Origin of the sequence: Rhizobium sp. C1, assembly GCF_021026335.1 — a bacterium.
Classification (GTDB): domain Bacteria; phylum Pseudomonadota; class Alphaproteobacteria; order Rhizobiales; family Rhizobiaceae; genus Ensifer_A.
Map to the genome: position 1 here is coordinate 124,585 of NZ_JAJNCY010000008.1, position 14,050 is coordinate 138,634.

The following is a 14,050-nucleotide window of genomic DNA, read 5'->3' on the forward strand; positions in this document are numbered from 1 at the left end:
TTAGCCGTGATCGGGCGCCTGAACGGCTTTGTCCGAGACGCCGATGAGTTTGGTCATGCCCTCGATCTGGTCAGCCTGCTTGCGAAAGTCCTCAAGCGAGTTTCCGGAGAGGACCGTGCCGGCCGGCAGAGGATTGGCGGTCGGGTCGAGATAGCGGTTATTCTTGCGCAGTTCGTAATAAAGGTGTGGACCGGTCGAAAGTCCGGTCGAGCCGACATAGGCAATGACCTGGCCTTGCGTCACGCGCTGGCCAACGGAGAGGCCCTTCGCGGCTCTGGCGATATGGGCATAGGTGGTGAAATAGCCCTGGTCGTGGCGCACACGCACATAGCGGCCATAGCCCGGCTCCCAGGAGATCAGAACCACGGTGCCGTCGCCGGCAGCCAGAATGGGTGACCCCATCGGGCCGGCATAGTCAACGCCGTCGTGGTGCTTGCGCACATGCAGGATCGGATGGATGCGCCAGGCGAAGCCGTCGCCGAGCCGTCCGCCGGGCACTGGATTGGCCAGAAGGAATTTCGAAACGGAGTGGCCCTTTTCGTCGAAGAATTCTGCTGGCGATGTCTTGTTGAGCTTGTAGCGGTAGAATTTGCGCTCGCCATCCTTGGTCTTGAAGGCGACCGAAATCAGCTCGCGCTTGCCGCTCCCCTCGCGGAAGACCAGATTGATCTTCTTGGCCAGATCATCGTGTCTGGCGGCGCTGATTCCGTTCTTCTTGGCGAGATCCACCACATCGACAATGATCTTCGGCGGCACATGGGCGGCGAGCATCTTCTTGACGAGAAGCGGCGCGAAGGCGGTTTCTTCCTTCAGGTCGGGCGTGGCGTTGGTATCGGCATCGATCACATTGCCCTGCTCGCTGGCAATGGCTTCCCGCTTCAGGCGCTCGTAGAGCGCCGGCTTGGTGATGCGCTGAAAGCTCTGGTCCTCGACGCGGGCGAGGATCGTATCCTCGCCGGAGGCCTTTTGCAGGCGCGCCATGACGATATGCTTGCCGTCATTGTCGTTGGCGAGAATGACTTCGAAGGCATCGCCGAAATGGAGAACGGAGGTTGCGAGCGCAGCCGACAGGCGGCGCGCCTCGGCAAGGGGAACCTCCAGACCGCCAAGCGCTTCTTCCAGCACTTCGTCGGCCTTCGGCATCAGCGCAACCCGCGAGACCGGCTCGGCCTGCTGCTTGACCGACAGGCTGACATTGAGCGGCTTGCCCGCCTTGTGGTCGTTGCCGAAATCCGCATAGGCCAGCGGCATGCCGGCAATGCGGCTGGAGCGCACGGGCTTCACGTCTCTCAAGACCGCCGCGAACACGTCTTCGGGTCCGGGGCGGCCTGCCGGTGCTGAAAAGGCCTGTTCAGGCTTCGTCTCCTCGGCGGATGCCTGGGCCTCGAGGTCGATATTCGTCATGAAATAGGTGTATTCGGCAAAGGACCCGTCCATGCGGGCTTCCAGCATATCGACGCGGGATACCGGGTTGGCGACCGAAAGCATCGGCAGGCGCGCCTGCTTGGGGCTGGCAGCCAGAGCCGGAATTTCAGGCATGGCCGCCTTTTGGATCGGCGCAGCAATGGCGGCAGCCGAAATGATGGGCGTTTCCTGGTGAACAGTGGCCTTCAAGGCTTCGAAGCCGCAGATGGCTCCTGCTGTGCCGAGCAGGACGATCGCGCACAGAAGGCGGCTATGTGTCCGCATGCCAAAGGGAATCATGCCGTAACGGAGATGCAGTCTGCCCAAAATCTTGTCGTCCCCAGAGGAATATTATCTCTTTTCAGAGAGTTAGACGAAGTTGAGGGCAAAACGTGCAAGTGCCGCCTGCCACTGGCCGCTATACGCAGGCCTCTTCGGCGCGACAAGTTAAAACTCTGTTAGGTTTTTGTGTGGCGAAGCTGTGACCGTCCTGCCTGTGGATATGGTGGACAAGTGAGTCATCCGTCCGCGCCGACATAAATCTTCCACACTGTCTTATCTGGCGTCACAGGTGGTGGCGGACAGCCTCCGCCGGTCTCTTCAGGTCTCTGTGTCGGCCGTCTTGCCGTTCGCGCGTTTCTCGTTGTTGTAATAACGCGACGCCTGCGCCAGCGAACGATGCTGTGATTGCTGCATGGCCTGCTGCAAAGGTACGCCCAGTTGCGCGGCCTCGGTGAGATAGCCGGCCCGCAGTCCATGGGCGGAGAATTTAGCCGGATCAAGACCCGCCTTCTCGCACCGCGACTTGACGATCAGGTTCACCGCCTGCGGCGTGAGCGTGCGCCTGTCGACATGGCCCCATTGATCAATGCGGCGGAAGACCGGGCCTGTCTCGATGCGTGCGGCGGCAAGCCAGGCTTTGAGCGCGGCCACCGGGCGGCCGACCATGACGACGAGCGGTGCGATCTGCGCGCCCGCCGTCTTGCCGCGGCCGAGGCGCAGCGCCATGCAGGGCAGCTGGCGGGAGTTCGGGTCGCCGGGCTTTTCGGACACGGGCGCTTCGTCGATCAGGTCTTCCACATGCAGTCCCGTCAGTTCCGAGCGGCGGCGGCCACCGGAGGCGAAGGCCGTCAGAAGAAGTGCCCGGTCGCGGATATCGGAAAGCCGGCTGGTGTCGCACGTGGCCAGAAGCTTCGCCAGCACGTCCCCGGTGACGGCGGTTTCGCTTTTGCTCGCGCGCGGCTGCGCATGTGCGCGCACGGCCAGCCGGAGTGAAGACCGGACGGATTCCGCTGCAAAATTGCCTTCAAGCCCCCGCCATTTCGTCAGGGCCGACCAGGAGGCGAGCCGCCGCCTGACGGTGGCCGGCGCATGCGGCCCGCTCGCCTTCAGCAGGCCTTCGCTGCGCAGATGCGCCTCCACATCGACAGGCATTCCATGCGACGGATCGCTCTCGCGCCGCACCGCGTCCCACAGGTGATGGGCGATGAATGTCAGGATGAGGTCCTGTGGCGCAGGCCAGGGCAGCGGCGCCTCGGTTACCGAAAGACACCAGGCCTCCAGGTAGGCGAGATCGGAGGCGAAGGCGCGCAGCGTGTTGTCGCCCACGCCTTCCCCCGCCAGATGTTTGAGCGTCGCCACATCCTCATCGGTCAGAAGGGCGGCCAGCTGGTCGCGCCGGACGAACGGGAAAATGGCGTCCAGCGCGTCAAGCTGTTCGGCACGCGCCAGGACCGGTCCGGAAAGAGATATGCTCATCGCGCCGCCGCCTCAAAAATGGGGTTTCGTCCTGGTTACGGTCTTTGCCCGAATGACGCGCAGCGTCGGCGGCGAAGCACCTTGAGAATCATTAAATTATCTGAACCGGCGACAGGAGGGCAAGGTTGAGACCGGCAGGAGCAACAGCGGATTGTCGTTCGAGACGACGCAGCGCCTGTCCTATATGTCATGCCGGGATATGAAAAACCCGCCACGCAGGGCGCAGCGGGTCGACGGTTTTGATAATCCGGAAGATCAGTTGGTGCGCGGCAGCAGTCGCTTGACTTCGCGGGCGGCGTCTTCGAGCGCCTGATCGGGCTTGGCCGACTGGTCGATGACGCGCGCGAGGTTGTCGACGATGGCCTGTGTGACACGCACCCCGTTGGAGCCGGGGAAGGCATACCACGGGATCATGCGCGGCATCTGGCTCAGGCCGGCAAGAAAGAGCGGGTTCTTCTTGTAGAAGTCGCCGAGATATTGCGGCGACTTGGCCGCCAGCTCGTTGTTCGGCACATAGCCGGTGCCGGGAACGACAACCGAGCCCAGGAATTCCAGCCGCTCCACATGGGCGGGGAGGCCCGCGGCGTTGCGGGCATAGAGCCGCAGATGTTCCGGCCGCACGGCGATGGTCACGTCATCCTTGACGCGGACGGCGCCGCCGATCAGCAGGCGGGCTGAGCCGAGAGCGACCGAGCGGCCGGTGCTGACCTCGACATCCAGCGTGTTGATGCGCGGCTGCCCGAGAAAGCGGGCGACTTCGACATGGGCTGGATCGTCGTAGATGGTGCGCGGCGCGGCTAGCTGAAGCAGATTGCCGCGCCGATCATCACGGCCACGCGATCGGCCATGGAGAGCGCTTCGGCCTGATCATGGGTGACATAGAGCGTCGGCACACCAGCCTTGCGGTGCAGCTCGACGATTTCGCCGCGCGCATGGACGCGCAGGTTGGCGTCGAGATTGGACAGCGGCTCGTCCATGAGAAACAGGCTCGGACGACGTACCATGGCGCGGGCGAGCGCGACGCGCTGGCGCTGGCCGCCCGACATCTGGCCCGGCTTTCGATCAAGCAGATGCTCGATCTTGAGCGAGCGGGCCATCTCCGCGACCTGCTTTTGAATGTCCGTGCGGATCTGCTTCTGGCCGGGAATCAAATTGCCGATCAGCGGCAGACGATGCGCGCGCGTCAGCTGCCGCATGGCGAGCGGCACGGCAATGTTCTGCGCGGCAGTCAGATGCGGATAAAGTGCGTAAGACTGGAAGACCATCGCCACATTGCGGTCGGCAGGCGCCAGCGCCGTCAGTTCCTTGCTCCCGGCCATGACGGAGCCGGAGGTCGGATGCTCGAGACCGGCGACGATGCGCAGAAGCGTGCTCTTGCCGCAGCCAGAGGGCCCGACAAGCGCGATGAACTCGCCCGCCTCCGCCTGAAGGTCGATGCCCTTCAGGATGAGGTTGCCGCCGAAGGACTTGGTGATGCCGGAAAGACGAAGGGCGGTCATTCTGCCGCCTCTGTGGCCTCTGCCTTTGCCGCCGGTCTCGGATAGACTTCGTCGATGACCTCATCGAGCACGTGGGCGGTCATGCCCGGCACGGTGACGATCTCGCTGGTGACCGTGGCCGCGTCGAATGTGTGGATGACCGCGCCGACCAGCCGGTCGCCCGGCATTTCGCGCTCCAGCTTGTCGATGATGAAGGACGCGGCCGGAGCCCAGATGAGGTTCGTTCCGTCAAAGGCACCCTGCCAGGCCCAGTGCAGATGGCCGGAGCCGACAAGGCCGACATCGTGGCGCTCCATCATCTCGTAAAGCCGGGCGCGCGGTGCCGGGCGGACGCTCCAGTAGCCGGTATCGCCTTCCTGCGGATCGTCGACGAAGATCGGCTTGTGGGTGAAGAGCGCGATGCGGCGTTCTCCCGCACCCGCCATCGCTTCGGCAAGCCAGTCCAGCTGCTCTTCCTCGAGTGCATCATCCCGTCCGAGCACGAGCGAATTGAAGCCGATGAGCCGCCAGCCGTCGATATCCTGCGTGAAACGGTCGGAGCCGACATAGTGGTTCCAGCGGTTCAGTCGCGTGCTGTCGACGGGCTGAGCGGAGCCGGGAAGGTGGCCGACATCGTGATTGCCGGGCACGATCAGCATCGGCGCGCTCGCCTGGCGCATCAGCGTGAGCGAAAAGACGATGTCGTCGGCCTGATCGGCGCCGTCGATCGTCAGGTCGCCGGTATGGATGATAAGGTCGGGCTTTTCAGCTTCGAGCCAGGCGAGCAGGGGCTCCCAGTTTCCGTTGAAATGCGGTTTTGTCGGGCTGAAATGGGTATCGGTGATCTGGATGATCTTCATGGCTGGACACTCCGGAAGCAGGGGAGAGGCAGTCTGCCTCGGCGGGATCGGAGGTCCTGATAACAGCGCGACTTGTCAGTTACGCAACATTCGCGTCAAGATTTTTTCATGTTTTTGTGATGGTTCCTTGTCGTTCTCCGGGCGTGATTTTGCTTCTCTGCAGCCTTTTGTTTGCGCCTTTGCTGAGCAACACCAATGACACGAAACAGGATTTCATCGAGCTCCGGCACCGCTTCTTTGCAATGGACCCAAGGCGGCCTCGTTAATCGCCGCCAGCTCTCAGAGTACAGCTTCCCACAGTTCGATATAGACGTGGTCGGCATCGCCGGCTTGGGCAAGGGCCGTGCCGAAATAGACGGCCGCACCGAGATGGCGATGCAGGCCTTCCGGAACCTCGAGTTCGGCGCGGGTGCGTCCAAAATAGCTGCCATCGGGCTGCAGGACCATGCGGCCCGCATTGGTGATCATGACCGGCGTCCCGTCGTCTAGTTCAAGACAGTAGCGTGCCTCGATGGCATAGGAGCCGTCCGGCAAGGCGAGAGCGAAATCCGCGCCGCCGGGCAGGATGCGGCCGCTCCAGCCTGACCCGACCGCTTCGCCGCCGACGATGGGAAACATGGCGCGCACCGTGCCCTGCGTGGTGGCAAATTCCAGCGCCGGCCCGAGATCGGCGCGAATGACGCATGCTTTGCGGAGCCGGGGTTCGCCGGGCGTTTGGCGCGCGCCGAGCGTCGTCATGTCGGCGTGAACGGACTCACGCCTCATGGGTAACTCCTCCATCGCAGACCGTCATGCGGATGCCGATGCCGGCAATCTCTTCGATCGGCGTGGCCTCGATATCGGCGGAAAGCAGGACCAGATCCGCAAGCATGCCGGTACGCAGCGTGCCCGTCCTGTCCTCCATGTGGCCGGCATAGGCGCCATTGCTGGTGAAGGCGGCGATGACCTCGTGCAGCGGCAGACGATGATCGGGCAGGCCCGGCAGATGCGGCTTGCGCGTCATGGCCGTCTGGATGCCGAGCAGCGGATCGATGGGCACGATGGGCCAGTCGGAAGAGAAGACGAGCCTGGCCCCCGTCTCGTGCAGGAGGCGCCAGGCATAGGCGTAAGGCGCGCGCTTGGGCCCGATGCTGCGGCTGGTCGGATTTTCGCCGACCGGTGCATGGAGCGGCTGGAAGGAGGCGATGACGCCGAGTTCGGCAAAGCGTGGCACGTCCGCGGGGTCGATCATTTCGATATGCTCGATCCGGTGGCGGCTGTCGCGCGGACCGTTGGCCTTGCGGGCCGCCTCGTAGCCGTCGAGCGCGATCCGCACGGCGGCGTCGCCGATGGCGTGGACGGCGATCTGCATGCCGCGCCGGTCGACCTCGATGGCGGCCTCCCGGAACGAGGCCCGATCGAAGATCGGGTTGCCGCGCAGGCCCGGCTTGTCCGTGTAGTCGTCGATCATGGCGGCCGTGCCGCTTTCGATCACGCCGTCGATGAAGATCTTCACGCGGCCGCAGGTCAGCTTGTCGCCGGTGAAGTCGCGCGTCATCGCAGAGGCCCGGTCGAGTTCGCTGAGCGGCATGTCGCGCGTCAGGTGGAAGGGCACGGAGATGCGGGAGAGAAGCCCGCCTTCGGCCTCCACATCGCGCAGCAGTTCCATGAGATGGCGATTTCCGTCCATGTTGTGCATGGAGGTGATGCCTTTGGAGGCCGCAAAGCGCATGCCGGCTTTGAGGATGTCCATGTCGTCGCGCCATTCGGCAGGAGTGGGGGCAACAGGCGGTTCGATGCCGGACATGCCGAGCATTTCACGACCGCCGGAGGTGCGAAGATCGAGCACCGGAAGTAGCGCGAATTTTTCGCGCAATTCGCCGGTGGCAAGCCCGTCGCTGCCCATGACCACTTCGTTGCCGACGGGCAGGTCGCGACCTTCAAGGAGACCCGCGGCCTTGAGCGCCGCCGTGTTGGCAAAAAGCGTGTGGAAATCGTAGGCCATCACCGCCAGCGGCCGGTCTGGGCAGATACGGTCGAGAGCATGGCGGTCGAGCCGCGTTTCCCGGCCCAGAATTTCATAGTCGGCCCCCTGGGCCAGAAGAAGTCCTTCGTTCGGGCGCTCCGATGCGAAGGCGTCAACGGCCGACTTCAACGCCTCGTAGCCATGGACGCCCGACAATTGCAACAGCGTCTGGCCATAGGCGCCCGAAAACACGTGCAGATGGCTTTCCACGAAGCCGGGCATCAGCGTTGCGCCTGCTGCATCAACGATGCGCGTTTCTGATCCGGCGAGGGCTAGGACCGTGTCCTTGTCGCCGACCGCCGCGATCCGGTTACCCGCCACGGCGAGCGCTTCCGCATATGGCATGCGGCCATCCATGGTCAGCACCCGTGCGTTCACGAAAATCAGCGAGGCGGTCATGCAGACATTCCTTTGGCTTTGTCACTCTTGCGGGCAGGAGAGGCGATACAGGTTTCGTCGAACAGGAGGTGGACAAGCGGCACAAGGCGTGTGCGAAGCCGGGCTTCATGTGCGGCAAGCGTCTGGTCTTCATTGGTAATCAGGTTGATGAAGCACTGCATCCAGACGTCATGAAACAGGCGGGCCAGAAATTCCGGCGCGACGGCCGACCCTGATCGTGTCTGCAATGCAAGGCCGTCGAAAAACTCGGCAACCACAGTGATCAAGGCTTCCGAAACGGTTTGGTATTGCAAACTCAGTTCAGCTTCCGGGTTGCGGATCGCGGCGGATTCCGCATAACGCCACACCCGCTTGTCCGCGATCTCCAGCGTACGGCTTGAAATGCGAAGAAAAAGCTCGAGAACAAGGGACCCCAGATCGGTGTTCTCGTGCCAGTGCAGGGCCCGGTCCTCTTCGCGCGCCGCCATCGTGCCTTCGCTGATGAGTGCGATCAGCACGCCATCCTTGGAGCCGAAATAGTTGAACACCGTCGGCGCCGAGATGCCCACGGCATTGGCGATATCGGCCATCGTCGTGGCGTCTATACCCTGACTGGCGAAGAGCGCACGCGCTGCCGCAATGATTTCGTCGCGGCGCTTTGCCTTCTTGCGGCTGCGCAAGCCTGGCTCTGTCGGGTCGTTCGGGTTGAGGAGATAGGCCATCATCTTCTTTTTCGCGATCAAATTTTTGTGTCGATAAAAAATTTGGTTGACTAAATGTATTTTGTCAATACGCATATTAAAAACCTATAAGGGAACTTAAGCAGATGCTCGACATTCGTGGACTGTCCAAGCGGTTCGGCTATGGCAAGGGCGAGGTTACGGCCTTGCACGAGGTGTCCTTCTCCATTGCGGAAGGCGAGTTTTTCACGCTGTTGGGCCCTTCCGGCTGCGGCAAGACCACGCTCTTGCGGCTGATCGCCGGCTTTATCAGCCCCAGCGGCGGCTCTCTGGTGCTTGACGGCAAGGATATCGCCGCGATGCCGCCCAACCGGCGGCCGGTCAACACGGTTTTCCAGAGCTATGCGCTCTTTCCCCACATGACCGTCGGCGAAAACGTTGCTTTTGCACTCGAGGCTCAGGGTCGCCCCCGCTCCGAAATCGACCCCGCGGTCGACAAGATGCTGTCTCTGGTTCAGCTGCTGCATCTGAAAAACCGCAAGAGCTCGGAGCTGTCCGGCGGGCAGCAGCAGCGTGTGGCGCTGGCTCGCGCGCTTGTCGCCAAGCCCCGCATCCTGCTTCTTGACGAACCGCTGTCGGCGCTCGACATGAAGCTGCGCAAGGACATGCAGATCGAACTGAAGCGCCTGCAGCGCGAAACCGGGCTGACTTTCATCTTCGTCACCCACGACCAGGAAGAAGCGCTGACCATGTCCGACCGCATCGCGGTCATGAGCGGCGGGCGCGTTCAGCAGATCGCCACGCCCCGTGAGCTTTACGACAGTCCGGCCAACCGTTTTGTGGCCGGTTTCATCGGCGAGTCGAATTTCCTGGCCGCAAAGGCGGCGAACGGCGCGGTTGAAGTTGGGCAGGGAAGGATGGCGCTGGAGGGGGCGGCCGATGGGCCGCTGACACTGATGATCCGGCCCGAACATGTCATGCTCGCCGGAAATGCGCCGGATGCACTCGAGCTGGAGGCCACGGTCGATCAACTGGTCTTTTTCGGGACCGACACGCATGTCCATCTCGGGCTTGCCGACGGCGCCAAGCTCGTGGCGCGCGTACAGAACGCCCTGCACGGCACCCGAAACCTCAACGAAGGCGAGCGCATCCGGATTGCGCTGCCGGCAAAGGCGCTGCGGATCGTGAATGACGAGGAGATCGCAGCATGAACGGCCCGGATACCTGGCGCCGTTGGGCGCTTTCGCTGCCCGCGGTGGCGGTCATCATGCTGTTCTCGATCCTGCCTTTGGGCGTCGTCCTCGTCTATTCCTTCCTCACGCCCGGAGATTTCGGCAACGTCAAATGGATCTTCTCGACGGACGGCTGGTTCTCTGTCCTGTTCGAGCGCAACATTTTCGATGACACGATCGGTTTGTCGGGGGCCAACCTTTCCATCCTTTTCCGCTCGATCATCCTCTCTGTATTGACGACCCTCATTACGCTGATCTTCGGGGTGCCGACCGCCTGGTTCATTGCCACACGTCCGCCGACGCAGCGGAATTTCTGGCTCTTCCTGATCACCATTCCCTTCTGGACCAACCTGCTGGTGCGCACGATCGCCGTGCAGGAAATGATCCGCTCCGAAGGCGTGTTCAATCGCATTCTTCTGGCTCTCGGGCTGATCAAGGAGCCGATCCAGATGATGTATACCGACTTCGCCGTGCTGCTCGGGATGACCTATGTCTTCCTGCCGCTCATGGTTCTGCCGGTCTATGCCGCCATTGAGAAGTTCGATTTCCGCCTCGCCGAGGCGAGCTACGATCTCTACGCCTCGCGCCTCTTCTGCCTGCGTCGGGTTATCCTGCCGCTGATCAAGCCAGGCGTCATCGCCGGCTCGATCCTCGTCTTCGTGCCCTCGCTCGGCGCCTATGTGACGCCCCGCGTCATGGGCGGCGGCAAGTCTATGATGCTCGGCAACCTCATCGATCTGCAGTTCGGGCAGGGTCGCAACTGGCCGCTGGGTGCTGCGCTCTCGATAACATTGACCGTTCTCGTTCTGCTGGCGCTCATCTGGTACACCCGCCTCACCGCCGGGCGTAAGGAGCGCGACCATGGCTAACCGCAGCTTCGACGTGAGGAAACTCCCAGGCGCGGCGGCGATCGCCATCACCTGTTTCGTCATCCTTTACATCCCGATGGCGATCCTGGTGTTCTACTCCTTCAACGCCGGCAAGGTGATCGGCAACTGGGAAGGCGCTTCGCTGAAATGGTATGGCGCGGCCATCCATAATCAGGCGTTTCTCGATGCCGCGCTCAACTCGCTGATCCTGGCGACCACGGCTTCGGTGATTTCGACGCTGTTAGCGACCATGGCGGCGCTCGCCACCACCCGCAATGAGCGGTTCCGGGGTGAGGGCGTCATTCACATCATCCTCAACCAGCCGCTCATGGTGCCGGAAATCGTCCTGGCGATCGCGCTTGTCATCATTGTGGGCCAGATCAAGCAGGTGACGGGCTATACCGGTCTCGGATTCCTGATCGCGGCGCATACGGCCTTCTGCATCCCGTTTGCCTATCTGCCGATCAGGGCGCGGCTGGAGGGGATGGACCTGAGCCTGGAGACGGCCGCCGCCGATCTCTATGCCAGCCGCTTCTACACGTTCCGTCGTGTGACGCTGCCGCTTCTCTCGCCGGGGATCCTGTCGGGCTTCATGCTGGCTTTCGTCATTTCGCTCGACGATCTCGTCATCAGCGATTTCCTGAAATCGCCCGGGCAGGACACGCTTCCGACCTATCTGATGGGTGAGCTGAAGCGAAACCTCACCTCCGAAATCTATGCCATCTCCTCGCTTCTTCTGCTGCTCAGCGTGCTGATCGTGGCGGGGTCATGGGTAGCAACACGCAAGAAAGACTGAAGACAAAAATCCAGAGGAGAATGACATGAAATTCGCATCCCGCATGGCAGCCGCCACGGCCATTCTGGTGGCCTCGGCCCTTCCGGCGCTGGCCGCCGGCCAGTTGAACATCTTCAACTTCGGCCTCTACACGCCGCCGGACCTGATCAAGAAGTTCGAACAGACCTATGACGTGAAGGTCACGGTTACCGAATACGATTCCAACGAAAGCGCGCTGGCCAAGATTCAGGCTGGCGGTCACGGCTTCGATATCATCGTGCCTTCCGCCTATATCGTCCCGACCTATATCGAAAACGGCCTTCTGATGAAGAGCGAGCCGAACCAGATGTCGAACTTCAAGAACGTGAAGTCCGAATGGGTGGACGTTGCCTGGGACAAGGGCCGGCATTACACCGTGCCTTATGTCTGGGGCACGACCGGCGTGATGGTCAACACCAAGGTGTACAAGGGCGATCTCAACACGGCCGCCATCATCTTCGATCCGCCGCCGGAACTGAAGGGCAAGATCAACGTCGTGCCCTCGATGAACGAAGTCCTCGACATGGCAATCAACTATGTCGGCGGCGAAGCCTGCACGACCGACAAGGCCATTCTGAAAAAGGCGCACGACAAGCTGATGGAAGCCAAGGCCTCCTGGGCTTCGATCGACTACCCGAGCTTCGAGAAATTCATCAAGGAAGACCTGAACGCCTCGATCTTCTGGAACGGCGCTTCGTCCCGCATCCGCGCCGAAAACCCGGGCTTCGCCTTCGGCCTGCCGAAGACAGGCTTCCTTATCTGGCAGGATAACGTGGCTATCCTCAAGGACGCCAAGAATGTCGAGAACGCCAAGTTGTTCCTCAACTTCCTGATGGATCCGGAAAACGCTGCCATGGTGTCGAACTACACCCGCTACGGCAATTCGATCACTGGCTCGGAAGCCAAGATGGATCCCAACCTGCTCAAGGCTCCGGAACTGACCATCCCGGCCGACCTGAAGTCCGCCGGCCATTTCCAGACGGCCTGCCCCCCGGATGTCCAGCAGATCTACACCCGCATCTGGACCGATCTGACGAAGTGATCGCGCCTCGTTTCGCGTAAGCACGAACCAGTTCAAAAACCCGCCCGGCGATGTTCCTATCGCCGGGCGGGTTTTCGTTCTGGTGCGTGCGGGCTTACACGGTTTCCAGATAGAGTTGATAATCGAGCGGTGAGATATAGGCCGCGAAGCGGGCCGCTTCGGCGCGTTTGATGGCGACAAATACCCGGTGCATCGTCTCCCCCAGCACGTCCTTGAGGAAGGCGGAGCCGTTCGCTGCTTCGATCGCGTCGGTCCAGTTGCGGGGAAGGGCCGGCCCGCCGTCTGCATCCCCGGCGCTGGAGCGTTCAGCTTCCGCGGCACCTGCGTCCACTGGCGGGCCGGGATCGCGCTGGCTGTCCATGCCGCGCAGCATCGCCTCCAGCGTTACCGCAGCGACCAGGAACGGATTGGCGTCGACGCCCGCAAGGCGCTGCTCCAGATGCCGCCCGCCGGGCGAACCAGCCGGTACGCGAATGGCGACGCCGCGATGGTTGATGCCCCAGTTGGGCGTCGTCGGCGCATAGCTGCGCGCGGCAAAGCGCATCCAGGAATTATGGTGTGGCGCCATGACGAGCATGCTTTCCGACACCGTGTCGAGAAGCCCGCCGATGGCACCGAGGAGATCGGGCGAGAGCGCGCCGTCGCGGTCGGCGAAGAGATTGCGCCCGTCGCGGTCGCAGAGGCTTGCATGCAGATGCATGCCTGAGCCGGAGCGCTCGGCGAAGGGCTTGGCCATGAAGCAGGCCTGCATGCCGTGGCGGCGCGCCACGCCGCGCAGGAGATGTTTCAGCGCCAGAAGGTTTTCCGCCGCCTGCATGACATCGCCATGATGCAGCGTGAGCTCGAACTGGCCGGCGGCATATTCCGAAATCAGCGTTTCGACGGGGAGGCCCTGCGCTTGCGCCGCCAGATAAAGATCGCGGCTGAAAGGTTCGAGCCGGTCGAGTTCTTCCACGCAATAGACATTGGTGCCGAATGGGCGGGTGCCGGAAAGCGGCATCCGCGCAGCCTGCGGCGTCAGCGTGTCGCGGTCTGCTTCGATGAGATAGAATTCCAGCTCGAAGGCGGCGACCGCGGAAAGGCCGCGGACGGCCAGTCGGTCGATCTGGCGCTGCAGCACATGGCGGCAATCGGCCCAGACGGGAGTGCCGTCCATTTCGTGCAGCGCGACGCGGAACTGCCCGCGCGGCGGATCGGTCCAAAGCGATGGGACAAGCGTGCCGGGCAGTGGCCAGCCGCAGCGGTCGGCATCGCCATCCGTCCAGACAAGGCCGGTTTCGTCGACATCCTCGCCGGTGACGTCGAGCCCGAGGATCGAGCCCGGCAGGTGGCGACCGTTTTCCCAGATCCCCTCGATTTCGTGGCGGCGCACCGTCTTGCCGCGGGCGATCCCGTTCGGGTCGATCAGCATGAGGTCGAACGCCTCGATCTCGGGATGCGCCGTCAGAAAGGCCTGCAGCTCTTCTATGGAAGCACGCAGGTCCGGCGCTTTTGGCCGTGCGGGCGCGTCAATCTTCCTCATCATGCAGT

At 62.5% G+C, this 14,050-nt stretch carries 12 protein-coding genes and 1 pseudogene; 4 read left to right on the forward strand and 9 right to left on the reverse strand.

Translation table 11 applies throughout. The annotated features are described in order from the left end of the window. The 8 genes and pseudogenes from LQK83_RS16845 to LQK83_RS16875 all read right to left on the reverse strand — a co-directional run bounded on the left by LQK83_RS16845 (position 1) and on the right by LQK83_RS16875 (position 8,680). On the reverse strand, positions 1–1,689 hold the full coding sequence (locus tag LQK83_RS16845; protein WP_230838560.1) for a M23 family metallopeptidase: 1,689 nt from the start codon (positions 1,687–1,689) through the stop codon (positions 1–3). Positions 1,690–2,004: 315 nt separating this feature from the next. Further along, entirely contained in the window at positions 2,005–3,162 is a 1,158-nt protein-coding gene (locus LQK83_RS16850; RefSeq protein ID WP_230838561.1) for a tyrosine-type recombinase/integrase, read from the reverse strand. A gap of 255 nt (positions 3,163–3,417) precedes the next feature. Continuing rightward, positions 3,418–3,786, reverse strand: a pseudogene (locus tag LQK83_RS21775) (TOBE domain-containing protein); the annotation flags it as partial. 173 nt (positions 3,787–3,959) lie between these two features. Further along, positions 3,960–4,661: an ABC transporter ATP-binding protein gene (locus LQK83_RS16855; RefSeq protein ID WP_442966783.1), complete on the reverse strand. Its 702-nt coding sequence runs from the start codon at positions 4,659–4,661 to the stop codon at positions 3,960–3,962. Continuing rightward, positions 4,658–5,500: a metallophosphoesterase family protein gene (locus tag LQK83_RS16860; protein WP_230838562.1), complete on the reverse strand. Its 843-nt coding sequence runs from the start codon at positions 5,498–5,500 to the stop codon at positions 4,658–4,660. The genes LQK83_RS16855 and LQK83_RS16860 overlap by 4 nt, the downstream gene beginning before the upstream one ends. 279 nt (positions 5,501–5,779) lie before the next feature. Continuing rightward, a complete protein-coding gene (locus tag LQK83_RS16865) occupies positions 5,780–6,265 on the reverse strand; it encodes a DUF3237 family protein (protein WP_230838563.1) in 486 nt (161 codons plus the stop codon). After that, complete coding sequence (locus LQK83_RS16870; protein WP_230838564.1) at positions 6,255–7,904, reverse strand: amidohydrolase; 1,650 nt, start codon at positions 7,902–7,904, stop codon at positions 6,255–6,257. Before LQK83_RS16870 ends, LQK83_RS16865 begins: the two co-directional genes overlap by 11 nt. Continuing rightward, positions 7,901–8,680, reverse strand: coding sequence for a TetR/AcrR family transcriptional regulator (locus LQK83_RS16875; protein WP_230838565.1), 780 nt, complete (start codon positions 8,678–8,680; stop codon positions 7,901–7,903). Before LQK83_RS16875 ends, LQK83_RS16870 begins: the two co-directional genes overlap by 4 nt. Positions 8,681–8,709: 29 nt before the next feature. Here LQK83_RS16875 and LQK83_RS16880 point away from each other — a divergent pair, with 29 nt between their 5' ends. The 4 genes from LQK83_RS16880 to LQK83_RS16895 are packed head-to-tail and all read left to right on the forward strand — an operon-like array spanning position 8,710 to position 12,520. Beyond that, entirely contained in the window at positions 8,710–9,774 is a 1,065-nt protein-coding gene (locus LQK83_RS16880; RefSeq protein WP_230838566.1) for an ABC transporter ATP-binding protein, read from the forward strand. Further along, entirely contained in the window at positions 9,771–10,664 is an 894-nt protein-coding gene (locus LQK83_RS16885) for an ABC transporter permease (protein ID WP_230838567.1), read from the forward strand. The genes LQK83_RS16880 and LQK83_RS16885 overlap by 4 nt, the downstream gene beginning before the upstream one ends. Continuing rightward, entirely contained in the window at positions 10,657–11,460 is an 804-nt protein-coding gene (locus LQK83_RS16890) for an ABC transporter permease (RefSeq protein ID WP_230838568.1), read from the forward strand. Before LQK83_RS16885 ends, LQK83_RS16890 begins: the two co-directional genes overlap by 8 nt. 25 nt (positions 11,461–11,485) lie before the next feature. Continuing rightward, positions 11,486–12,520, forward strand: coding sequence for an extracellular solute-binding protein (locus LQK83_RS16895; RefSeq protein ID WP_230838569.1), 1,035 nt, complete (start codon positions 11,486–11,488; stop codon positions 12,518–12,520). A gap of 94 nt (positions 12,521–12,614) precedes the next feature. Here the strand turns inward: LQK83_RS16895 and LQK83_RS16900 are convergent, their stop codons facing one another. Further along, positions 12,615–14,045, reverse strand: a complete 1,431-nt coding sequence (locus LQK83_RS16900) for a glutamine synthetase family protein (protein ID WP_230838570.1) — start codon at positions 14,043–14,045, stop codon at positions 12,615–12,617. Between the last annotated feature and the right edge of the window lie 5 nt (positions 14,046–14,050).